The sequence below is a fragment of the Gemmiger qucibialis genome (assembly GCF_027689445.1).
GTDB lineage: Bacteria > Bacillota > Clostridia > Oscillospirales > Ruminococcaceae > Gemmiger > Gemmiger qucibialis.
On record NZ_JAQFEN010000011.1, the window covers coordinates 16,840 to 39,054 of the forward strand.

A 22,215-nucleotide genomic window follows, 5' to 3' on the forward strand; every position below is an offset into this window, starting at 1 on the left:
CGCCATGCAAAGCAAAGCCGCCAACCAACCGCTTACCATTGAAACCGGCCAGGCCCTTGCCAATACTGGCCGCTGGGAAACCCGGCAGGAGCTGCCTGTTGAAACCGAGATTCTGATTCCGGATTACCTGCCCGCAGTGTTCAAAATTGTAAAGTGCCTGTTGGAACCCGTTATCATGCAAAACAGCGTGGCTGACCGCCGCTGGCAGTGCAGCGGCTACCTGCGCTGCACTGTGTACTATCAGTCCGATGAAGCCGGAACTCGCCTGTACCGCACTGAGCAGAAATACGCTTTTGAAAAAACCATTGACCTGCCGGAAGGCAATTATCTGCCCGGCGCCGCCCGCCTGTGGGGCGAACTTGAATACTGCAACTGCCGCTCTGTCAGCGAGCACCGCATTGACATCCGCGGCGCTTATACCTTAAATGCTGCTATTGGCATGGTTGAGCCGGTAGAGTTTATCACCAACCTGACCGGCTGCGGCGTTGAGCAGTGGAGCCAACAGCTTAACGGCATCATCTGCGCTGCGTGCGAGGAACGCACCTTTACTGCAGAAACGCCGTTTCCGTTGCCCGGTGAAGGTGAAACAGTCCTGGACATTACGGGCAGTTTTTTGCCCGGCACATCCAGCGTTCATACCGGCCAGCTGGATGCAGCCGGAACCCTTGCCATGCAGCTTTGCTCCCGCGCTGCCGGTACAGAACAGCTTACAATTCAAACCAAAGATGTTCCCGTCACCCAGACGCTTGACCTGCCCAACGCCGCAGAAGGCGACAGTGCGGTACTTTGGGGCGAAGTATTGGCCTGCACCCTGACTGCGACAAAGCAGGAAGAAGAGCCGCTTTTGAGCATCACATGGAAGCTGCACGCTGAACTCTGGCGCCCGACAGTGTACATGGCGGTTTCGGATGCTTATTCCACGATCTGTAACATGACGCTTGAAAAGCGGACTTTCAACCAGTTCATGCCTCTTGCCAGTGTAGATACCACTATCCCGGTTATGATCGAAGATGACATGCCGGATGCCAATGTTTCCATTCTGGGCTGTTTTGTCACGATTGGAGCCCCACAGCTGACCGCCGCAGAAAAGGGTGATGTCATCCAAGTTGCCGGGCGCGGTACTGCGCACCTGATTTGTGCGGATGACCGCGGCGAACTGACCTGCTATGATAAAATCTTCCCCTGGGCCCTGGCGGAGACCTTCCACGGTTCTATCGGGCAAAGCATCCCGCACTTGCACGCAGCGGTACGGCATATTGCCAGCAGCCGCGCCGGAAGCAAAGCGCGGGTCGAGCTGGAACTGCAGGTAAGCGGCATTCTGCTGCAGGGGATTCCGCACGAGGTCGTTTTCTCCGCCACGCCGGGAGAAGAATACCCTGACAGTAAGGATGGGCCTGCGCTCTACCTGTACTATGCCCAAAAAGGGGAGGCCATTTTTGATATTGCCCGCCGTTACCATGCCCGCGCCAGCGACCTCGCCACGGCTAACCACCTGACCATCCCGGAAGGGCAGAGCGCCCAGGAGCTTACTGCTGACGCAACCTGTCTGCTGATACCGGCAGCTTTGTGAAAGGGGATGCTGCAATGACACAGGATCAAATTTATCAGAACATTGCACAGCGTACTGGCGGCGATATTTATATCGGCGTGGTCGGTCCCGTGCGCAGCGGCAAAAGCAGTTTCATCAAGCGCTTTGCGGAGCTGATGCTGCTGCCCCGCATCAAAAACGAAGCACAGCGCGCCCGCGCCAAGGACGAACTGCCCCAATCCGCCGCCGGGCGGACGATCATGACAACCGAACCAAAGTTTATCCCGGAAAAAGCGGTCAGCATTGACCTGAAAGCCGGCGGAAGCTTCCGCGCACGGCTAATCGACTGCGTGGGATATATGGTGGATGGTGCCCTTGGGCACGAAGAAAACAACGCCCCGCGGTTGGTCAAAAGCCCTTGGTTTGACCAAGCGGTTCCCTTTGACCAGGCAGCTGAAACCGGCACCCGCCGGGTCATCCGCGAGCACGCCACCATCGGTCTTGTTGTAACAACGGACGGCAGTGTGGCGGAACTCCCACGTGAAAAGTATCTGCCCGCGGAACGCCGCATCATTGCCGAACTGGATGAAATCGGCAAGCCGTATCTGATTTTGCTGAACTGCACAGAACCGGACAGCGAACCTGCCCATGCGCTTGCTGCCCAGATGGAAGAAGCCTATCATCACCCGGTTTGCCCCATCAATGCCGTCAACCTGACAGCGGAACAACTAAACAATATCCTGCAAGAGCTGCTTTATGAGTTCCCACTGCGGGAAATTGCCGTTTCGATGCCGTCCTGGGTCACCATGCTGGAACCGGGGCACTGGCTGCAAAGTTCTGTCTACCAGGCCCTGCTGGAACTGGCCGGCAGCGTGCACAAAATGGGAGATATGACCCGCGGCAAGCCCCAGCTGAACTGTGCCAACACAACCGGCGTTACCCTGACCGGCATGGACCTTGCCTGCGGCCAGGTGCAGCTGCGGGTTGGTATTGAGCCTGACATCTTTTTCAAGATTTTGGGCGAGGAAACCGACCTTCCCATCACAGATGAAGCCAGCCTTTTGCCCTGTATGCTGGAGCTGGCTAAAGCCAAAGCGGCGTATGACAAAATCAAAAGCGCCTTGGAGCAGGTTCAGGCCACTGGGTACGGCATTGTTATGCCCGGTATTGAGGAACTGCACCTGGAAGAGCCCGAAATCGTCCGCCAAGGCGGGCAGTATGGGGTACGGCTTTCCGCCAGTGCCCCCAGCCTGCACCTGATGCGCGCGACCATCCACACCGAGCTTTCGCCAACCGTTGGCAGCGAGGAGCAGGGAGAAACACTGATCCAGGGGCTTTTGAAAGACTTTGAGAGCGACCCCAGCAAGTTGTGGAGCACCAATATTTTTGGCAAAAGTCTGAACGAACTGGTGAATGAGGGTTTACAGGCCAAACTTATGCATATGCCCGCCGAAGCCCGCACCCGCCTGCAGCAGACACTGGAACGCATTATCAATGATGGCTGCGATGGGCTGATCTGCATTTTGCTGTAAGGAGGTGCCGCATTGTTCAGGCAAAAAAGGCTGGCCAGAGCTGCACAAATCCGGTGTGAGAACACCCGCCGGGCGTTCCATCTCTCTTTGCAGCAACTACGCCAGAACGAAGCCGCCTTCCAACAGGCGCAGGAAGACTTTGCCATCGAACGCACCATTTATGAGCACGCTGCCTTAATGTGCCACTGCCGGGCAATCTTGCGAGAACTGAGGGGGAGTGGCACATGCCTGCATCTATAATCGCTGTGGGTATTTTCTGTCTGCTGGTCACTGCCCGCGCGGCTGCCTGCCGCCGCTGGCCGCTGCTTGGCATTTTTGGTGGGGCAGCATGCGGTCTGGCCGGGCTGGGGGCAGTGGCACTGCTTGGCCCTTTAACGGGCGTCGCTCTGCCGCTGAACGCCCTGACTGCGGGAACCGCCGTTATCTTAGGGCTGCCGGGTGTAATTCTATTGATGGTGCTAAACCTGTTATAGTGTTACTTTTTAAGGCAATACCGCATAATTCCAAGTGCCGATACGGCGAGCGAGGTGCGGCAGATGCTAAGCCAAAAGCGCAGATAATACTGGATGTCTTATCGAGTATTTTGGCAACGCAGATGCCGTGCCGCAGCCGCCGGAGCGGTGCTTAAGCCGTAAGGCGGGAATTATGCGGTGTTGCCTTAAGTTCAGAACACGAAAAAGCCCCGCGCACAGTATTTTTACTGCGTGCGGGGCTGATTTGTTATAAAAAACGACTGGACCGTAAGCCGGGTTCTGTATTAAACGACGATCTATCTTGGTTTTACGTTGCCGCAAAACTCCGCGGCCCCAAAGGGCCGTCACGCCAACTCCGGGACGTGCGAGGCTTCCACATATGTCCCATACGGTTGTTGCTTCTGACAGGGTTTACATAGCCGCAAAGTCGCCAGTGCGCTGGTGAGCTCTTACCTCGCCTTTCCATCCTTACCGCCTGTTGGGGGCGGCGGTCTATTTCTGTTGCACTATCCCTAGGGTCACCCCCGGCTGCCGTTAGCAGTTGCCATGCCTCTGTGAAGCCCGGACTTTCCTCAGGGCGGTCAAGCCGCCCCGCCGTCGTATGTTCCACTCGTTTGTGTATTATCATACCATATTTTTGCATCATTTGCAACTGCTGTTTTTTTGTGTTATAATACATTGCGTATGAGCCGCTCCGGTGGTTCCGAACGGAGGTCAAACTGATGCAGATGCTGCATTTCCGCGTGCCCACATCCTGCAATGGCATGCGCCTGAATATTTTTCTGCGCACCATGGGTGTCAGCTCCGCCTGCATCAAGGCGGTCAAATATCAGGGCACCGGCTTCTGTGTGCGGCTGGGGGATGAGGTCATCCCCGTCCATACAGATTACCGCGTTGCAACAGCGCAGATTGTTTCGTTCGCTCTGCCTCCTGAGCCTCCCACCGCTGTTCAGCCGGAGCCGCTGCCTATTGATGTTATCTATGAGGATGAGTTTGCGGCTGTATTGAACAAACCTGCCGGCATTGCGGTACACCCCACATTAAACCATACCAGCGGGACCCTTGCGAACGGCTGGCTGTACCGCCTGAAATGCCGCGGCGAGGATGGCGTATTCCGCCCGGTCAACCGCATTGATAAAAACACCAGCGGCCTTGTGCTGTGTGCGCAGAATGCCTTTGCCGCGCCGGAACTCGCCAAGACTGCACAAAAGTGTTATCTTGCCCTGGTGGAAGGCCCGCTGCCCGTTGGGTCGGGCCGCATTGACGTCCCGATTGCACGCCGCGGCGATTCCATCATTGGCCGCTGTGTAAGGGAAGACGGCAAGCCCAGCGTGACGGAATACACCGTGCTGGCCACCAGCGCTTCCCATGCATTGGTTTCCTGTTTTCCGGTAACGGGCCGTACCCATCAGATCCGCGTTCACTTTTCCTGGCTCGGCCACCCGCTGGCGGGGGATAGTTTGTACGGCGGCCATACGGATATCATTGCGCGTCACGCCCTGCATTGCGCAGTGTTGCGGTTCAACCGCCCCGCGGACCATGAGCCCCGCCGGGTGCAGAGCCCTTTGCCGGAGGATTTTCTGGCCGCCTGCTGCGCAGCCTATCTGCCAGACAAAGAAGAGATTCAAACAATGTTACAATCCGTGCTGCCCTGCGCTGAGTAGCACAAAATGCCTACATTGCGCCCTATAACCCCATGCACGCGCCTTTACGCGCGGAAAGGAGCCCCTTTTGAGCACAAATCCTACCCATTTGGAACAACAGAATCAAACTGAACAACAAAATAAAGCACCTGTATCTTCTATCCGTACTCACAGCGGTTTTACCCTCTGGTTGGACGGCCTGCGCTGCAAGCTGACCGTACACGCCTGGCGGCGCAGAACAAAAAAAGCCCGCCGCCATCACAGCTTCCGTCAGGTACTGGCGCGTGTTCCACACGCGAACCTGATTGGCGATGCCTTGTACATGATCGGCTTTTGGGTCGAGTATGCCGTGGTTTGCGCTGTGCGCGGCACTTACAAAGTTGCTTCTACCATTGGCATGAACGCAGCCCGTTTGCTTGTCACAATCATCCGCCCGTTTGCTCTCGGTATCATTACCCTGTGCGAGGATATCGTCGAGCCGTTCCAGGTGGTTGGCTCCGGCATACGCCATTTCCGCGCAATTTCGGATGAACTTTCTGACGAAAGCGCCCATACCATCCGCAAGGAAAAACTCCGTTATTTCGCCCATGCCGCACGGCAATTTTTGCCGCTGCTGCTGAACGCGCTTTCTTACATTATGCCGGTTGCTGCGGCGGCAGGCTTTTTGTATGTGGTGCAGAGCGGGCTGAACCAGAACTTTGTTCTAAATGTTCAGGTTAATGGAACGTCTGTCGGCACGGTAGCCAGCGAACAGGTATTTGAAAGCGCCCGTGAAGATGTGCGTTCCCGTATCACCAATGCGGAAGCTGTTATGGCTTCCACCGGCGCACAGGTTTCGGATGACAGCTGGGATGTTACCCCTACCTACACGCTGGAATCCGGCAGCAGCACCATGACGGAAACCGAAGCTGCGGACGCCATTCTGTGCGCTTCCAGTGACCAGATCGGCGAAGCAACCGCTGTCTATGTGGATGATTCCCTGCGTTTTGTCACCACGGAAGGCGACCATCTGCGCACCTATCTGGAAAGTATTAAAGCGCCTTACGTCAACGCAATGGACCAGAACAAGCGCGTCAGCTTTGTACATGACATCAAGCTGGTTGACGGCATTTATCTGCTTTCTTCCATTTTGGATTACAACAATGTGATCAGTACCCTGAACCAGGGCGGCGGCCCCACCTATTACACCGCAGCAGCAGGGGATACTGTTCAGACAGTTGTGGATAATACCGGTGTATCCTGGGATACGCTGGCCGCATTAAACCCCGATCTGACCGGGACCGATGAAGTTCTGGATGAGGGAACCGCTGTTATGACTGGTGTTTCGCACCCGGATATGCTGCAGATCAAAGAGGTCTTGCGCAGCACCTATACCGAGCCGATCCCGTTTGACACCCAGACAAGTGAATCGGACGAATATGATTTCGGCAAGACGGTTGTTGTGCAGGAAGGTGCCGACGGCACCGAGGAGATTACCCGCGAAACCACCTATATTGACGGCGTTGAAAGCTCCAGCGAAGTTGTCAATTATAAAGTTTTGCAGAACCCTACCACACAGCTGATTGTTAAAGGTACTAAGCTTGCCAGCGGCATGGTTGCCCGCATTGGCAGCGGCACATTTGTATGGCCTGTTCCGAACTATACCTATGTCAGCCGCTGGATGAGCTCTTACCATAAGGGTGCCGATATCTGTGCCGCTTACGGTACCCCCATCATTGCATCGGATTCCGGCAAGGTCGTTACTGCCGGTTGGCATTACAGCTATGGCAATTATGTTATTATCGACCACGGCAACGGCTACCGCACGCTGTATGCGCATATGTCGCAGCTGAAATGCACAGCAGGCCAGGCCGTGAACCAGGGCGATGTCATCGGCCTGGTTGGCTCCACGGGTGACTCTACCGGCAACCACTGCCACTTTGAGATGTATTATAATGGTGCTCGTTTCAGCGCCCAGACCTACTTTGGCGGCATGCGTGCTTCCCGCTAAGCGGCGGGAATGATGCAAGTCATCCCTGTTATACCGGTATTTTCCTGTAGATTTGGCGCAAAAAGATTTCATTCAGGTTACAATTTATCTATTTTTTTACAAATAATAGGGTCAGCGCTTTTCAAAGTACACTGGATGGTGTATAATACAATATATGTGTGCGGTGGCTCCTGATTGCTGTGGGCTGTTTCGCACGTTTTACCCTAAAAGGAGAGTAGCTGCTTGGAAAAGTTTGTGATTCATGGGGGCAAGCCCCTGAACGGCGATGTCGTTATCGGCGGCGCCAAGAATGCCGCTGTGGCAATTTTGCCGGCCACCATTCTCGCGGCAGATAAATGTACCATCGAAAACCTTCCCTGTATCAGCGATGTTATGGCCTCCCTCCAGATCCTGAGCGAGCTGGGGGCCAGCATCCGCATGATTAGCAAAAGCACATATGAAATTGATACGACCCATTTGAACTGCACCGAGGTATCGAACGAGCTTTCCCGCCAGATGCGTGCCAGTTATTATTTTTTGGGCGCGCTGCTGGGCCGCTTTGGTGCCGGTCAGGTTGCCATGCCCGGTGGCTGCAATCTGGGACCGCGCCCGATTGACCAGCACCTGAAAGCCTTTACCGCTATGGGTGCCGATGATTCCGTTGAATACGGCATGATCCGTGTTCGTGCAGAGCACCTGACTGGGAGCCATATCTTTTTTGATACGGTTTCCGTTGGCGCCACCATGAACGCCATGCTGGCCGCTGTGAAAGCGGAGGGCCTGACCATTCTGGAAAACGTTGCCCGTGAGCCGCATGTTGTAGACCTTGCCAACTGCCTGAACATGATGGGTGCTGATGTGCACGGTGCCGGTACGGATGTTATCAAGATTCGTGGCGTCAAGCAGCTGCATGGTTGCTCTTATTCCATCATTCCGGACCAGATTGAAGCGGGGAGCTATATGGTTGGTGCAGCTATTACCGGCGGCGATGTGACCCTGCACAATGTGATTCCTAAACATATGGAGCCCATTACCGCAAAGCTCCGCGCCGCTGGTTGCGAAGTGACCGAATACGATGATGCCATGCGCATTGTGCGCCACGGTGCCATCCATCCGGTTAAAATCAAGACCATGCCGCACCCCGGATTTCCGACGGATATGCAGCCATTGATGACAGTGCTACTGACGCTGGCCGATGGCACTTCCATTGTAACGGAAGGCATCTGGGAAAACCGCTTCCGCTATGTGGACGAGCTGATCCGTATGGGTGCTAACATCCAGGTCGATGGCCAGGTCGCCGTTATTGAGGGTGTGAAAAAGCTGTATCCCGCCCCGCTGCGTGCGCTGGATCTGCGTGCCGGCGCGGCGATGGTCATGGCTGCCCTTGCCGCGGATGGTGTCAGCGAAATTGACGAGACCGCACACATTGAGCGTGGTTACGAAAACATTGTAGAAAAGCTGCAGGCACTTGGCGCGGATATCCGCCGTGTAGAAGTCCCTGTACGCATGACTCGCGCAATGTAACACTGGCTTTTACGGGCCGCAGCAATGCGGCCTGTTTTTTATGGCCGTTGGCAAAAGCGTTTCATCAAAGGCTGTATTTTGCATTGATGCGCCCGTGCAGCCGCAATTCAAAAGGATATCATTCTTTATGGCATTATTTACCACACTGTATTCCGGTTCCTCCGGCAACTGCGCCCTGATTTTGCACGAGGGAAAGTACCTTCTGATCGATATGGGCAAAAGCTGCCGTACAACCTTGAATGCGCTCCGCAGCCTGGGGCTTGCTGTATCAGACTGTGAGGGCATTCTCATTACGCACGAACACTCAGACCATGTCAGCGGGTTGGATACTTTTTTCAAGCATTATTCGGTGCCAGTCTATGGCTGTGCTGACACATTGGATACGCTTTATTCCCGCGGAACCATTCCGCCCGCACTGGACGCGATTGCCATGGATGGCCGCACTGAGGATATTGGCACATTCCGTGTTTCCAGCTTTCCCACCAGCCACGATGTACCGTGCTGTGGCTACCGCGTCACAACGCCGGACGGCCACATTATGGCGCTTGCCACGGACCTTGGTGTATTAACTCCTGTCGTGCAGGAAAACCTTGCCGGTTGCAGCCTGGTTGCGCTGGAAGCCAACTACGACTCGTTCAGCCTGCACGGTGGGCCGTATCCTTATTATCTCAAAGTGCGTATTGCCAGCGACCGCGGCCACCTGGACAACCGCGCCTGTGCGGCCGAGCTGCTGGACCTGATTCAGGACGGCTGCAAAAAGTTTGCGCTGTGCCATCTCAGCCAAACTAACAATTCGCCAGAGCTGGCACTAACCACAGTATACAATGTCTTGCTTGCCGCTGGCATCCAGCCAGGGCGGGATGTGCTGATTCAGGCACAGTCCCGCAATGAAGTAAGCCCCTACATAGAGTTCTGAGGTACCCCATGCAGAATATTGATTTGATTTGTGTTGGAAAGTTGAACGCGCCCTATTTTGCGGCAGGCGTTGCCGAATATCAAAAGCGTCTTGGCGCTTTCTGCAATTTCCGCATTATTGAGCTGCCAGAAGCTGCGATTGCAGATAAAAACGCCAGTGACGCCCAAATCAGCAAAGCTCTGGACAAAGAGGCCACCGCCATTCTTTCCAGCCTGCGCAAAGGGGAATATCTCGCCGCGCTTTGCGTGGAAGGTAAACAATTTTCCAGTGAAGAGCTGGCAAAACTGATTGCAGACCGCGCCAATAGCGGGGCGGGGGATATTGCATTTGTAATTGGCTCATCCCACGGGCTGGCGGATTCTGTAAAAAAGGCCGCCAACGCAAAGCTGTCCATGGGACGCATCACGATGCCGCACCAACTGGCCCGCCTTGTACTGACGGAACAGATCTACCGCGCCTGCACCATCAACAATGGCATGAAATATCACAAATAATATAAAACAGCAAAGCCAGATGGACAACGCCAATGTTCTGTCTGGCCTTGCTGTTTTTATGCCTTATGGCAACACCGCATAATTCCCGCCTTACGGCTTAAGCACCGCTCCGGCGGCTGCGGCACGGCATCTGCGTTGCCAAAATGCTCGATAAGACATCCAGTATTATCTGCGCTTTTGGCTTGGCATCTGCCGCACCTCGCTCGCCGTATCGGCACTTAGAATTATGCGGTATTGCCTTATATTTTTTTGTGCGAAAATGGACGGTCAGCTCTCTTATATTATCAAACAGCCAAAACCTGATCTACCGGGCGTGCTGCTTTCCTTAACACTCCTTTTTGTGGATAGAGACAAGTCATCCACAGGGCAGTGCTTTAACAACTGCATGTAAAAAACAAAAATGTTCCCCGGAACCATTCTGCCCTAACAGCAAACCAGTTCCGGGGAACGTTATATTATATTTTGTTTTGGCTTACCGGGTCAGCCTATCGGCTCGACTTCCGCTACGCCGCAAAAATTAGTACTTCAGCTTATCCAGGGTATCCTTGTACGGGGTATCGGCAGCGGTCTTCATCGTTGCCTGTGCCTTGTACTTGTTCAGCATCATTGCGCTGCGGGCAGGATCAGCCAAAGTGCCGGCACCGGCAATGCAGCCGCCGGGGCAGGCCATACCTTCCAGCAGATAGCCGTTGTACTTGCCGGCAGCAGCCAGCTGCATCATCTTCTTGCATTCTGCCAGGCCCTGTGCGGAAACGACCTTCACTTCGCGGGTCGGGTCTTCCTTCTTGATGACATTGACGACCGCCTGTGCAACACCGCCGCTGACGGCAAAGCCGCGGCCGTCGGCACTGGCATTGTTGAAGTTATCATTCGGGTCATCCGGCAGGTCATCAAAGTTGATCTGCTTGGCTTCAAACATGCCCATCAGTTCTTCAAATGTCAGGACAAAGTCAACCTCGCTGCGCACACTGTGGCGGCTGGCTTCCAGCTTCTTTGCGGCGCAGGGGCCGACAAAGCAGATACGGGCTGCGGGGTGATCCTGCTTCAGCAGGCGGGCAGTCAGCACCATGGGGGTCATGGCCATGCTGATGCAGTCAGCAAACTTGGGGAAGTTCTTCTTGGCCATAACGCTCCACGCCGGGCAGCAGGAGGTTCCCATGAACGGGTGCTTGGAGGGAACTTCCTCCAGGAAGTCATGCGCTTCATCAATGGTGCACAGGTCAGCACCGATGGCAACTTCTGCAGTGTTGGCAAAGCCCAGGCGCTTCATGGCCTCGCGCAGTTTGGCGGGGGTCATGTTGGGGAACTGGTTGACAAAGGCAGGTGCCACGATGGCGATGACTTCATCTCCGCGCTTGATGGACTGGATCAGCTGGAAGATCTGTCCCTTATCCACGATAGCGCCGAACGGGCAGTTGACCAGGCACATACCGCAGGATACGCACTTGTTGTAATCAATATCTGCGCGGCCATGCTCGTCAGAACGAATAGCACCAACGCCGCAAGCCTTGGCGCAGGGGCGCTCCACCTTGACGATGGCGTTGTACGGGCAGGTGGTTACGCAGCGGCCGCACTTGATGCAGAGATCCTGATCAATGTGACTGCGGCCATTGCGGAAGCTGATTGCCTTTTTGGGGCAGACCTCCTGGCAGGGGTGAGCCAGGCAGCCCTGGCACATGCTGGTAACCTTTATGATCTTTTCCGGGCACTTGTTACAGGCAAACTTGATAACGTTGATCAGCGGTGGCTCATAGTACTTGTCAGCAATTACGCTGTGCTCCAGGTCTTCGGTAGCAGAAACGCTCTCGGTAACCGGGCGCAGAGAAAGGCCCATAGCCAGACGGATGCGTTCAGAAACAATCGCTCTCTCCAGGAAGATGCTGCTGCGCAGCGAAGAGTCCTCGCCGGGCATGATCTTAAAGGGCAGGTCCCGGATTTCCTTCGCGTAATCTGCCATTTCATTGCTCTCATAGGACATGCGGGCAACTTCGGTAAATACCTTGCGCCGAATGTCGGTTACAGGGGTATAAATGCCTCTCATTGTGCTTATGCTCCTTACACAAAACTTCTAATTGGCCGTATGTGCAAAGCCGCGGTTCGGCCCCGCACACGCACATTCGCTGGATGTGCGCCGCAATGGAAATTGCTGTTTTCCATGCTCTAAGGCAACACCGCACAATTCCCGCCTTGCGGCTTAAGCACCGCTCCGGCAGCTGCGGCACGGCATCTGCGTTGCCAAAATGCTCGATAAGACATCCAGTATTATCTGCGCTTTTGGCTTAGCATCTGCCGCACCTCGCTCGCCGTATCGGCACTTAGAATTATGCGGTATTGCCCTAAGTTAAAATAATAACGATACGGCTCCTGTTAAGATTTTACCAAGAAACCGCCTTTATTACAAGAGGAAAACCCGGAAATTCAAGAAAAAACCGCGCAAATTTTATGTTTTCCCGCCTTGTCCATCACTGTGCCTGGGCGCGGCAACGCTTGCCGTCCCATTCACCCAGTGTTACGGTCACGATTTCACCGCTTTTGTGCCCCGGCGCATTGACCACAACTGGCAGATACTGTTTGGTGTATCCGGTGAACAAGGTGGAGGACAGTGGGGTTTCCAGCAGCACCTGTGCCGTGCGCCCCTGTGCTGCATGGGCCAGTTCTGCGCGTACCTTCTCCACAGCGGCGGTCATGCGACGGCTGCGGGATTCCTTTTCATGCTCCGGAACCTGATTCGGAAAATCGAACGCGGGCGTTCCTTCGCGGCGAGAATAGGGGAAAACATGTACTTTCAAAAAGCGCTGTCCTGCCACAAATGCCATGCTGTCCTCAAAATCCTGCTCCGTCTCGCCGGGAAAGCCCACAATCACATCGGTCGTAATGCTCACGTTTTCCTCGCCAAAAGCTTCTCGCAGCTTTGCGGCAACGGCGGCATATTGTTCCGTGGTATAAGGGCGGCGCATGGCGCGCAGAGTCTTGCTGCTGCCGCTTTGCAGGCTCAGATGGAACTGCGGGCAAAGCTTCGGCACAGCAGCCAGGCGGCGGATATCGTCATCCGTCAGCATATCCGGGTCAAGGCTGCCCAAGCGGATGCGCTCAATGCCCGCCACAGCCGCCGCATGTTCCACCAGCTCCGCCAGGCCCGTTCCGGTATCTTTGCCATAGCTGGGCAGGCTGATTGCCGTCAGCACAACTTCACAGTAACCGGATGCCGCCAAGCGGCGCAGTTCTTCCAGAATGCTTATTTCGCTGCGGCTGCGCACCGGGCCGCGGGCGCGGGGAATCACGCAATAAGCGCAGCGGCGGTTGCAGCCATCTTCTACCTTCACAAATGCGCGGGTGTGATCTGCAAAGCGGTCCATCGGCAGTTCTTCAAAGCTTTCGCCCTTCTGGTGCGGGCGAATGTCCACCACCTTGGTTTCCTCGCCGTTCAACACTTTTTGCACATCCTGCAAAATGGCGTGGCGGTTGCCGGAACCCGTTACCACATCGGCTTCTTCAATTTTAGCGGCTTCTTCCGGGAACGCCTGCGGGTAACAGCCCGTCAGAACTGTCACCGCGCCGGGGTTTTCGCGTTTGGCGCGGCGCAGCCATTTGCGGCTTTTCTGGTCGCCAAAGTTCGTCACGGTGCAGCTGTTGACCACATAAACATCCGCACCGTCTTTTTCTTCCACTACGGTAAACCCATTTTGCTCAAACAGCTGGGCCAACGCACCCGTTTCGTTCTGGTTGACTTTACAGCCGAGGGTATAAAAACAAACTCTCATCGTATTCCGTCCTTCTATTGGTTAACGCTCTATTAGTATTATAATAGAATCTGCCCATTCTGACAAGGCTCCACCGCCCACACAGAAAAAGATGAGTGGTAATACCATGCGGCTGCAATAAACATCCCTTATACCGCATACAATATCACCAAAGCAAAAAACATTCTTGCCGGGCAGCGCCCGGCCAAAGACGATGGCAGGGGAGGCTTTGGTCATGAAAAAGCGGGTTGCAGCCCTGATTTTGGGATTATTTTTTATCTTGAATGCGCTGCCCTGTGCAGCGCTGGATATTAACCCGGCCACCGATCGGGATTTTGATGTTCCCTGCCAGGCGGCTATCCTGATTGATGAAGATTCCGGCACAGTCTTATATGAAAAGAACGCCGACGAGTCCCGCCCTATCGCCTCCATCACCAAGATTATGACGCTGCTGTTGACCTTTGAAGCACTGGAAGCAGGGAAGGTCAGCCTGAGTGATATCGTCCCCGTATCCGAACACGCCTATCATATGGGTGGAAGCCAGATTTGGCTGGAACCCGGCGAACAGCTGACATTAGATGAAATGCTGAAAGCCATCTGTATTTCCTCCGCCAACGATGCCGCAGTAGCCGTTGCCGAATTTATTGGTGGCAGCGAGCCGGTATTTGTGGAGCGCATGAACGCCCGCGCCAAAGAGCTGGGTATGCAGAGCACCACGTTCCGCAACGCCTGCGGGCTGGATGAAGACGGCCACCTTTCCACCGCGCGCGATGTCGCCATCATGAGCCGGGAAATGCTGCTGAACCACCCGGAAATTGAAAATTACTGCACTGTATGGATGGATACCCTGCGCGGCGGTACAACCCAACTGGTGAACACCAACAAACTGCTGAAAAGCTATAATGGCATCACCGGGCTGAAAACGGGAACAACCGGCAAGGCCGGTGTGTGCATCTCCGCCAGTGCATCGCGGGATGATTTGCGGCTGATTGCTGTTGTGCTGGGTTCTTCCAGCGGCAAGGAGCGCTTTGCCGCTGCCACCAGCCTGCTGGATTATGGCTTCGCTATGTTTGAAAGTGCGTTGGTTCCCATCCCGGCAGACGCCCCCAAAACACTGCCCGTGCAGAAGGGTGAAGAGCCCACGCTGGAACTATGTTACACCGCGCCGGAGCGCTGCCTGGCCGTAAAAGGGCAGGGCAGCGCCCTGCAAGCTGAAGTTGAGCTTCCGCAAACGCTGGAGGCTCCCATCCGGGAAGGTTCGGTTATCGGCAGCCTAAACATCAAAAACAGCCAGGGCATTTTGCAAAGCTGCCCAATTATTGCGGCAAAACCTGTTGACGCGCGCAGTTTTAGCGGTTGTTTCCGGCGTGTTGTCAATGCTTTATGGCTTACAGCGTAAGGTTTTGTGCAAAACGGATGAAAAACGCCAGGTTTTGGCTTGACAATCAAGCGTAAAAACTGTATCATGAAGTTACTAAATTATGGATGAGGAGGATTTAAGCGATGAGTGTCAAATACAATGGCAAACATCTTGCAAAGTTTATCCGTCCCGAAGAATATGATACGATCTTCCCGCAGGTCGAGCTTGCCCACCAGCAGTTGGAATCCCGTTCCGGTGCTGGCAATGATTTTTTGGGCTGGCTGGACCTGCCTGTTAATTATGACAAGGAAGAGTTTGCCCGTATCAAGGAAGCAGCCAAAAAGATCCGTGAAGATTCCGATGTGCTGCTGGTCGCCGGTATCGGCGGCTCTTACCTGGGCGCACGCGCTGTTGTCGAAGCAGTCAAGGGTCTGTATCACAACGATACCGAGGACGGCCTGAAGATTTATTTCTGCGGTAACACAATTTCTCCCACTTACCTGAACGACATCATTAAGGTGACCAAGGGTAAGCGTTTCTCCATCAATGTTATTTCTAAATCCGGTACCACCACCGAAACCGCTCTGGCGTTCCGCGTTCTGCGCAAGTTGCTGGAAGATTCCGTTGGCCCGGAAGAGGCGAACAAGCGCATTTATGCCACCACTGACCGTGCCAAAGGCACCCTGAAGCAGCTGGCTGATGCACAGGGCTGGCCGACCTTTGTTGTTCCTGATGATGTTGGCGGCCGTTACTCTGTTCTGACTGCCGTTGGTCTGTTGCCCATCGCCTGTGCCGGTATCGACATTGATGCCCTGATGAAAGGTGCTGCTGATGCCCGCGAAGCTTACAGCGTTTGCAGCAAGGATAACGATGCTTATCGTTATGCGATGACCCGCAACATCCTGTACCGCAAGGGCAAGGTTGTGGAAACCCTGGCCGCTTTTGAGCCCGACTTTACCATGATGAACGAATGGTACAAGCAGCTGTTTGGCGAAAGCGAAGGCAAAGACCAGAAAGGTCTGATGCCGACTTCCTGCGTCTTCTCGACTGACCTGCACTCCATGGGTCAGTTCCTGCAGGATGGTAGCCGCACGATGTTCGAGACTTATGTCGATATCAAGAATACCCGTGAGGATTTTTACATTGAACCGCTGGAAGGCAACTTTGATGGTCTGAATTTCCTAGCTGACCAGAACATGAGCGTTGTAAACCGCAAGGCCATGGAAGGCACCATTCTGGCCCATAATGATGGCGGCGTGCCGATCGGCGTGATTGAAGTAGATTCTCTGGATGCTTATAATGTTGGCTACCTGATTTACTTCTTCTGGAAAGCATGCGCTGTTTCCGGTTATCTGCTGAGCGTCAATCCGTTTGACCAGCCCGGCGTGGAAAGCTACAAAAAGAACATGTTTGCCCTGCTTGGCAAACCTGGTTATGAGGATCGCAAAGCGGAGCTGGAGGCAAAGCTTGGCTAATGCCTGTTTCCGCTTCAATATAAAGGAGGTCACTTCTTATGATTAAACTGATCGTTGGCGCCAAAGGCTCCGGCAAAACCAAGACCATGATCGATATGATCAACAACGCAACCAAGACCACTTCCGGCAACATCGTTGTTATTGAGAAGTCCATGAAACTTACCACCGAGATTAACCACGCAGCCCGCCTGCTGGACGCCGATGAATACGACATCAACGGCGCTGATATGCTGTACGGTTTTGTTGCTGGTGTTCTGGCTGGTAACTATGATATCACCGAACTGTTCATTGACGGCATCCTGAAAATCGTTGACCACAACATGGATGCAGCCGCCAAGGTCCTGGCTGAGATTGATAAGATTGCAGGCAATAGTGTTGAGGTTGTTGTGACCGTATCCGCTGATCAGGCTTCTCTGCCGGAAGGCATCAAGAAGTACCTGTAAAAGCATTGTCCTTTAAGTAACTGGGGGGCAGGCGCTGCAAGAGCCTGCCCCTTTGGTATGCCGTGCAAAAGCAGTGGCTTTTGCTGCAATACAGCTGCCCATCCGATTGAAAAGAGTGGGAAAATCAAATTCTTTTACTTTTTTCTGTTTTTTTGTTGACAAGATGGGTCGACTTGTGTATACTAGATAAGCAACCTTTTGAGGTGTAACTATGCGCTTTGATATTCGGAACTATTTCAAAACGGGCAAAACGCCCTATACAGCGCAATTTTCTGAAGATTTCTCCACAGAAAATTTTGATGGAAGTGTGATCCGTGAACCGGTCACAGGTTCTTTTCAGGCTGTGCCCACTGCTGATGGTGTGGTCATGCAGCTGACGATTGCCGCTGAAACCGATGCCGAATGTGCACGTTGCCTTACACCCATTCACCAGAGTTACAATTTTAGTGTGGATTATTTCGTCAAAGAGCGTGAGCTTGATGACCCGGACTTTGAGTTACCGCTGGATGAAAAAGGCTGCTTGGATATACGGGAGCTCGTGTACCAGGAATTGATTTTCAAAATTCCGCGGGTACTTTTATGCAGCCCCGATTGTCAAGGCCTATGCCCCATCTGTGGCAAAAGGAAGGCGGCAGGATGTAACTGCCAACCGGCAGACGAAGCTGCCCCTGCAGATGCCCGGCTTAGCATATTAAAACAACTGCTTAGTTGAATTTCACCAAGGAGGTGCTTAAAAATGGCAGTACCCAAGAGAAAACAATCCAAAGCCCGTCGCGATAAACGCCGTTCTAACGTTTGGAAGCTGGAGGCTCCTACGCTGGTGAAATGTCCTCAGTGTGGCGAACTCAAGGTGCCCCATCAGGTTTGTGGCAAGTGTGGCTACTACAAGGGCGTCGAAGTTGTCAAGGTTAGCAAAGAGGCTTAATTGCTTCTTAAAGGGAGGGGCTGTGCCTCTCCCTTTTTCTTGTTTATCCCCATTTTTTATTCTGCCGGAAAGGAGCTGCCACCATGCCGCTACATCTTGTCAGTGTTGATGAACATTCCCCCGCACAGCGTTTGGGCTTGGAACCTGGCTGTACGCTGTTGGCCATTGATGGTAACCCCCTGAACGATGCATTGGACTATCAGTTCTATACCTCTGCGCCGCATTTCACTCTGACGATCTGCCAGAATGGTGCACAGCAGCAAATTTCTGTTGAAAAAGGGGAATATGAGCCTTTCGGCTGCAATTTCAAAACATACCTTGGTGATGAAAAGCACAGTTGTGCTAACCATTGCATGTTCTGTTTTATTGACCAGCTGCCCCCTGGTATGCGGGAACCGCTTTACTTTAAGGATGACGATGAACGTCTTTCCTTTTTGTATGGCAATTATATCACGATGACCAACCTGACGGACCGTGAGGTTGAGCGCATTATCAAGCTGCATATCAGCCCTATTTTCATCTCGGTGCACACCACCAACCCCCAGCTGCGGGTACGCATGATGGCAAACAAGCGCGCAGCCGAAACCCTGCGCTATCTGGACGTGTTTGCCAAAGGCGGCATTGATATGAACTGCCAGCTGGTGTTATGCCGCGGCATCAATGATGGAGACGAGCTACGCCGCACGCTGGACGACCTGTTGCGGCTACGGCCGCAGGTGGAAAGTATTGCTGCCGTGCCCGCCGGTGTAACAGCCTACCGTAAGGGGCTGTTTAAGCTGACGCCTTACGACCAGCAGTCCGCCGCCGAAACGCTGGACATCATGGAGGAATATTGTGCCCGCTGCCGGAAACAGTACGGCCGCAGTGTTGTTTACCCCAGTGATGAATGGTATCTGCTGGCGGGGAGGGAAGTTCCCCCTGCTGAATTCTATGACAACTATGACCAGCTGGAAGACGGCGTTGGCATGTGGCGGATGTATCATGATTCCTTCCGGGATGAGTTGCAGATCCCACGCAGCAATGTGGAACCGCGCAGCATTGATGTTGTGACCGGAACCCTTGCCGCGCCGCTTATCCGCGAAATGGCAGAAGCCACCCATGCCAAATACCCGCAGATCTCCGTTACCGTACACGCCATCCAGAACGATTATTTTGGCGGCACTGTCAGCGTTGCGGGCCTTGTGACGGGAACGGATATCATCAAGCAATGCAAGGGCAATTTGAGCAGCAATATTCTTTGTGTTCCCGAAGTGATGCTCCGGGACGAAAAAGACCGCTTTTTGGATGATCTCACCGTCAAGCAGCTGGGGGAGGCCCTTGGCTGTGAGATTGAGGTTATCCCAACCGATGGTGCCGGTGGGTGCAAAGCTTACCTTGGGGAACTGAAGCCAAAACCCAAACGCAAAAAGCTGCATTTTTCTTTTGGTGGGCGGTAATCCCGCCCGTATTTGCGGTGTAAACCGCATAAACTTTATTATGTAAGGAGGCATTTGACTATGGCAAAACCGATCGTAGCCATCGTTGGCCGCCCCAATGTGGGCAAGTCAACGCTTTTTAACAAGCTGACCGGCCAGCGCCTTGCCATTGTGGAAGATACGCCCGGCGTTACCCGCGACCGTATTTTCTGTGATTGCGAATGGTGCGGCCATAAGTTCCTGCTGGTTGATACCGGCGGCATTGAGCCCAACATTGACGACGGCCTGCTGGCCCATATGCGGGAACAGGCCCAGATCGCCATTGATTCCGCAGATTGTATTATCATGGTGGGCGAAATTGGCGCTGGCGTTACCGCCCAGGACCAGGATATTGCCGGTATGCTGATGCGCAGCGGCAAGCCTGTGGTTCTGGCAGTCAACAAGTGTGATAAAGTCGGCGAACCGCCGATGGAGCTGTATGACTTTTACAGTCTTGGCATTGGCGATATCGTGCCGATTTCCAGCGTTCATGGCCATGGTACCGGCGACCTGTTAGATACCGTGTGTGAGAACCTGCACTTTGATGACAACGATGAGGAAGAAGAGGACCGCATTCCTGTTGCCGTCATTGGCCGCCCCAACGTGGGCAAATCCAGCCTGATCAACCATATTTTGGGCGAAAACCGCCTGATTGTTGCCAATGAGGCAGGTACCACCCGTGATGCCATTGATACCATGGTGGAAAACCAGTACGGCAAGTTTATCTTTACCGATACCGCCGGTCTGCGCAAGCGCGGCAAGGTGGAAAGCGGTGTGGAGCGCTACAGCGTGCTGCGCAGCCTGGCTGCTGTGGAACGCAGCCGCGTGTGCGTTATCATGATTGATGCAACCGTCGGCTTTACGGAGCAGGATTCCAAGGTTGCCGGTTATGCCCATGACCAGGGCAAGGCCTGCATTATTGCTGTAAACAAGTGGGATGCCGTTGAAAAAGACAGCTACACCATGGACAAGATGCGCAAGCAGCTGGAAGAGGATTTCAGCTTTATGTCTTATGCGCCCATCCTGTTCATCAGCGCAAAAACCGGCCAGCGGCTGGACAAACTGTTTGAAACCATCCAGTATGTGGACGTGCAGAACGGCACCCGCATCCCGACCGGCGCATTGAACGAGATGCTGGCGCGCTCTACCGCGCGTGTGCAGCCGCCCTCTGATAAGGGCAAGCGCCTCAAGATTTTCTATATCACCCAAAGCTCCACCCGCCCGCCAACATTTGTTGCGTTCGTCAACCAGAAAGCGTTGTTCCATTTTTCTTACCAGCGCTATATTGAAAACCAGATTCGGGAAAACTTTGGCCTGACCGGTACACCGATACGCCTGCTGATTCGTGAGCACGGCGATGGTTCGGCACGCTGAGGACCACGAGGGGGAGAACAGATGGTTCATTTGATGGAAGCCTGCCTGCTTACAGCATTGCAGGCCTATCTGTTGGGAAGCCTGCTGTTTGGCGTTTTGGTTTCCAAACTTTTTTACCACGATGATGTCCGCCTGCATGGCAGCGGCAACGCCGGCATGACCAACGTGCTGCGCACCTATGGCAAGCTGCCCGCAGTGATCACTACCATCGGCGATGTGGGCAAAAGTGTGGTTGCCGTCAAGCTGGGGCAGTTTATCTTTGCTTCGTTGCTGTCCGGCACCGGGGCTGATTTCCAGCCGCTTTTGCAGCCGATCTGCGGCGCTTACCTTGCCGCCATCTTCTGCATGCTGGGCCACAGCAAGCCTGTCTTTTTTGGCCTGCGCGGCGGCAAAGGCGTGCTGGTTGGTGCCGGTGCTGCGTTAGCCACCGAACCGATTGCCTGCCTGGTGCTTTTGGTAATCTTTCTGGTTGAAGTTGCTATCACCCACATTGTCAGCCTGGGCAGCATTATTATTGCTGCACTGTATCCTGTGCTCACGCTCTGCTACTGGCTCTGGAAGGGCACCGATGCTGCATCCCTTGTGTTCATCACGGTATGTTGCGTGTTAATGGGCGCTTATGTCATCTGGCTGCACCGTTCCAACATCCAGCGCCTGAAGAACGGCACAGAATATCGCTTTGGCGAGAAAAAGAAAGAAAACCAGTAATTTTGCTGCATTTTCTCTTCTTTTCCATTGCCTCAGCCTTGCCAAAACGCACAAAATTGATGTTTTCAAACCCAAGGCCTTACCCAGGCCTTGGGTTTTGTGCTATAATAGTATTGTAAGACGTTAAAAAGTGTGAATGGGAGGTTTGTTTTATGTTTTGTGTTGGTGATATTGTCGTTTACGGCGCACATGGTTTATGCAAAGTGGATGGGATCGGCCCACTGCCCATGAAATTTGCGGACAAAAGCAAACGCTATTACACGCTGCACACCTGCAAACAGCCAAGCATGACAATTTATGCCCCCGTTGACAACCAGACCGTTGTGATGCGTCAGCCGCTGAACAGGGCGCAGGCGGAGACTTTGATTTCGGAAATGCCCCAATATGCAGTTGTCCCCATCATGGATGCCAAAGAGCGGGAAAGCCGCTGCCGCGAGGCCCTGCAAACTTGTGACTGCCGCGAGATTGCCAAGATGATAAAAGGTCTGCATGACCGCCACGAAATCCGTGTACAGCACAAAAAGCATGATACTGCCGCTGATGAACGCTATTTCCGCCAGGCGCAGGAACGGCTGTACAGTGAGCTTGCTTATGCCCTTGGCATAGAGGAAGATGCCGTTCCCGATTATATTGCCCAGCGCATCGCCCTTGCTTAAC

19 protein-coding genes and 1 other RNA gene are annotated in these 22,215 nt (G+C 53.9%); 17 read left to right on the plus strand and 3 right to left on the minus strand.

The window, feature by feature from the left end:
* The first annotated feature begins 4 nt into the window (after nucleotides 1-4).
* The 3 genes from PG062_RS12795 (at nucleotide 5) to PG062_RS12805 (ending at nucleotide 3,533) form a co-directional block, all read left to right on the plus strand.
* A complete protein-coding gene (locus tag PG062_RS12795; RefSeq protein ID WP_270752551.1) occupies nucleotides 5-1,570 on the plus strand; it encodes a LysM peptidoglycan-binding domain-containing protein in 1,566 nt (521 codons plus the stop codon).
* Nucleotides 1,571-1,584: 14 nt separating this feature from the next.
* Nucleotides 1,585-3,060, plus strand: a complete 1,476-nt coding sequence (gene spoIVA, locus PG062_RS12800; RefSeq protein ID WP_270752552.1) for a stage IV sporulation protein A — start codon at nucleotides 1,585-1,587, stop codon at nucleotides 3,058-3,060.
* A gap of 224 nt (nucleotides 3,061-3,284) precedes the next feature.
* The gene (locus tag PG062_RS12805; RefSeq protein WP_113999885.1) at nucleotides 3,285-3,533 is read left to right on the plus strand and encodes a pro-sigmaK processing inhibitor BofA family protein; all 249 of its coding nucleotides are present in this window, start codon (nucleotides 3,285-3,287) and stop codon (nucleotides 3,531-3,533) included.
* Between the two features lie 253 nt (nucleotides 3,534-3,786).
* Here PG062_RS12805 and rnpB read toward each other — a convergent pair.
* An RNA gene (rnpB, locus tag PG062_RS12810) (RNase P RNA component class A) lies at nucleotides 3,787-4,146 on the minus strand.
* 109 nt (nucleotides 4,147-4,255) lie between these two features.
* Here rnpB and PG062_RS12815 point away from each other — a divergent pair.
* The 5 genes from PG062_RS12815 to rlmH all read left to right on the plus strand — a co-directional run bounded on the left by PG062_RS12815 (nucleotide 4,256) and on the right by rlmH (nucleotide 10,079).
* Nucleotides 4,256-5,197 carry an RluA family pseudouridine synthase gene (locus tag PG062_RS12815; protein WP_270752553.1) on the plus strand — a complete coding sequence of 314 codons (942 nt, stop codon included), beginning with the start codon at nucleotides 4,256-4,258 and terminating at the stop codon, nucleotides 5,195-5,197.
* Nucleotides 5,198-5,264: 67 nt separating this feature from the next.
* Nucleotides 5,265-7,166: a LysM peptidoglycan-binding domain-containing M23 family metallopeptidase gene (locus tag PG062_RS12820; RefSeq protein WP_270752554.1), complete on the plus strand. Its 1,902-nt coding sequence runs from the start codon at nucleotides 5,265-5,267 to the stop codon at nucleotides 7,164-7,166.
* Between the two features lie 222 nt (nucleotides 7,167-7,388).
* Nucleotides 7,389-8,669 (plus strand): UDP-N-acetylglucosamine 1-carboxyvinyltransferase, encoded by a 1,281-nt coding sequence (murA, locus tag PG062_RS12825; protein WP_113999883.1) that lies wholly within the window; start codon nucleotides 7,389-7,391, stop codon nucleotides 8,667-8,669.
* A gap of 127 nt (nucleotides 8,670-8,796) precedes the next feature.
* On the plus strand, nucleotides 8,797-9,585 hold the full coding sequence (locus tag PG062_RS12830) for an MBL fold metallo-hydrolase (protein ID WP_270752555.1): 789 nt from the start codon (nucleotides 8,797-8,799) through the stop codon (nucleotides 9,583-9,585).
* 8 nt (nucleotides 9,586-9,593) lie between these two features.
* Nucleotides 9,594-10,079, plus strand: coding sequence for a 23S rRNA (pseudouridine(1915)-N(3))-methyltransferase RlmH (gene rlmH, locus PG062_RS12835; protein ID WP_113999881.1), 486 nt, complete (start codon nucleotides 9,594-9,596; stop codon nucleotides 10,077-10,079).
* A gap of 517 nt (nucleotides 10,080-10,596) precedes the next feature.
* Here the strand turns inward: rlmH and PG062_RS12840 are convergent.
* Together PG062_RS12840 and mtaB are read right to left on the minus strand one after the other, a co-directional pair.
* Complete coding sequence (locus PG062_RS12840; RefSeq protein ID WP_113999880.1) at nucleotides 10,597-12,120, minus strand: 4Fe-4S dicluster domain-containing protein; 1,524 nt, start codon at nucleotides 12,118-12,120, stop codon at nucleotides 10,597-10,599.
* Between the two features lie 421 nt (nucleotides 12,121-12,541).
* A complete protein-coding gene (mtaB, locus tag PG062_RS12845) occupies nucleotides 12,542-13,840 on the minus strand; it encodes a tRNA (N(6)-L-threonylcarbamoyladenosine(37)-C(2))-methylthiotransferase MtaB (protein ID WP_270752556.1) in 1,299 nt (432 codons plus the stop codon).
* A 214-nt stretch (nucleotides 13,841-14,054) separates the two neighbouring features.
* Between mtaB and PG062_RS12850 the strand changes: the two genes are divergently transcribed.
* From PG062_RS12850 to PG062_RS12890, 9 genes are all read left to right on the plus strand, one after another.
* Nucleotides 14,055-15,218, plus strand: a complete 1,164-nt coding sequence (locus PG062_RS12850; RefSeq protein ID WP_270752557.1) for a D-alanyl-D-alanine carboxypeptidase family protein — start codon at nucleotides 14,055-14,057, stop codon at nucleotides 15,216-15,218.
* 104 nt (nucleotides 15,219-15,322) lie between these two features.
* The gene (locus PG062_RS12855) at nucleotides 15,323-16,654 is read left to right on the plus strand and encodes a glucose-6-phosphate isomerase (RefSeq protein WP_270752558.1); all 1,332 of its coding nucleotides are present in this window, start codon (nucleotides 15,323-15,325) and stop codon (nucleotides 16,652-16,654) included.
* 38 nt (nucleotides 16,655-16,692) lie between these two features.
* On the plus strand, nucleotides 16,693-17,097 hold the full coding sequence (locus tag PG062_RS12860) for an ATP-binding protein (RefSeq protein ID WP_113999799.1): 405 nt from the start codon (nucleotides 16,693-16,695) through the stop codon (nucleotides 17,095-17,097).
* 211 nt (nucleotides 17,098-17,308) lie between these two features.
* Nucleotides 17,309-17,809 (plus strand): YceD family protein, encoded by a 501-nt coding sequence (locus PG062_RS12865; protein ID WP_113999800.1) that lies wholly within the window; start codon nucleotides 17,309-17,311, stop codon nucleotides 17,807-17,809.
* A 24-nt stretch (nucleotides 17,810-17,833) separates the two neighbouring features.
* A complete protein-coding gene (gene rpmF / locus PG062_RS12870) occupies nucleotides 17,834-18,022 on the plus strand; it encodes a 50S ribosomal protein L32 (protein ID WP_113999801.1) in 189 nt (62 codons plus the stop codon).
* 83 nt (nucleotides 18,023-18,105) lie between these two features.
* Entirely contained in the window at nucleotides 18,106-19,458 is a 1,353-nt protein-coding gene (locus tag PG062_RS12875; protein ID WP_270752559.1) for a DUF512 domain-containing protein, read from the plus strand.
* Between the two features lie 60 nt (nucleotides 19,459-19,518).
* On the plus strand, nucleotides 19,519-20,850 hold the full coding sequence (der, locus tag PG062_RS12880) for a ribosome biogenesis GTPase Der (RefSeq protein WP_270752561.1): 1,332 nt from the start codon (nucleotides 19,519-19,521) through the stop codon (nucleotides 20,848-20,850).
* A 21-nt stretch (nucleotides 20,851-20,871) separates the two neighbouring features.
* On the plus strand, nucleotides 20,872-21,558 hold the full coding sequence (plsY, locus tag PG062_RS12885; RefSeq protein ID WP_270752562.1) for a glycerol-3-phosphate 1-O-acyltransferase PlsY: 687 nt from the start codon (nucleotides 20,872-20,874) through the stop codon (nucleotides 21,556-21,558).
* Between the two features lie 152 nt (nucleotides 21,559-21,710).
* On the plus strand, nucleotides 21,711-22,214 hold the full coding sequence (locus tag PG062_RS12890) for a CarD family transcriptional regulator (protein ID WP_270752564.1): 504 nt from the start codon (nucleotides 21,711-21,713) through the stop codon (nucleotides 22,212-22,214).
* Nucleotide 22,215 lies beyond the last annotated feature (1 nt).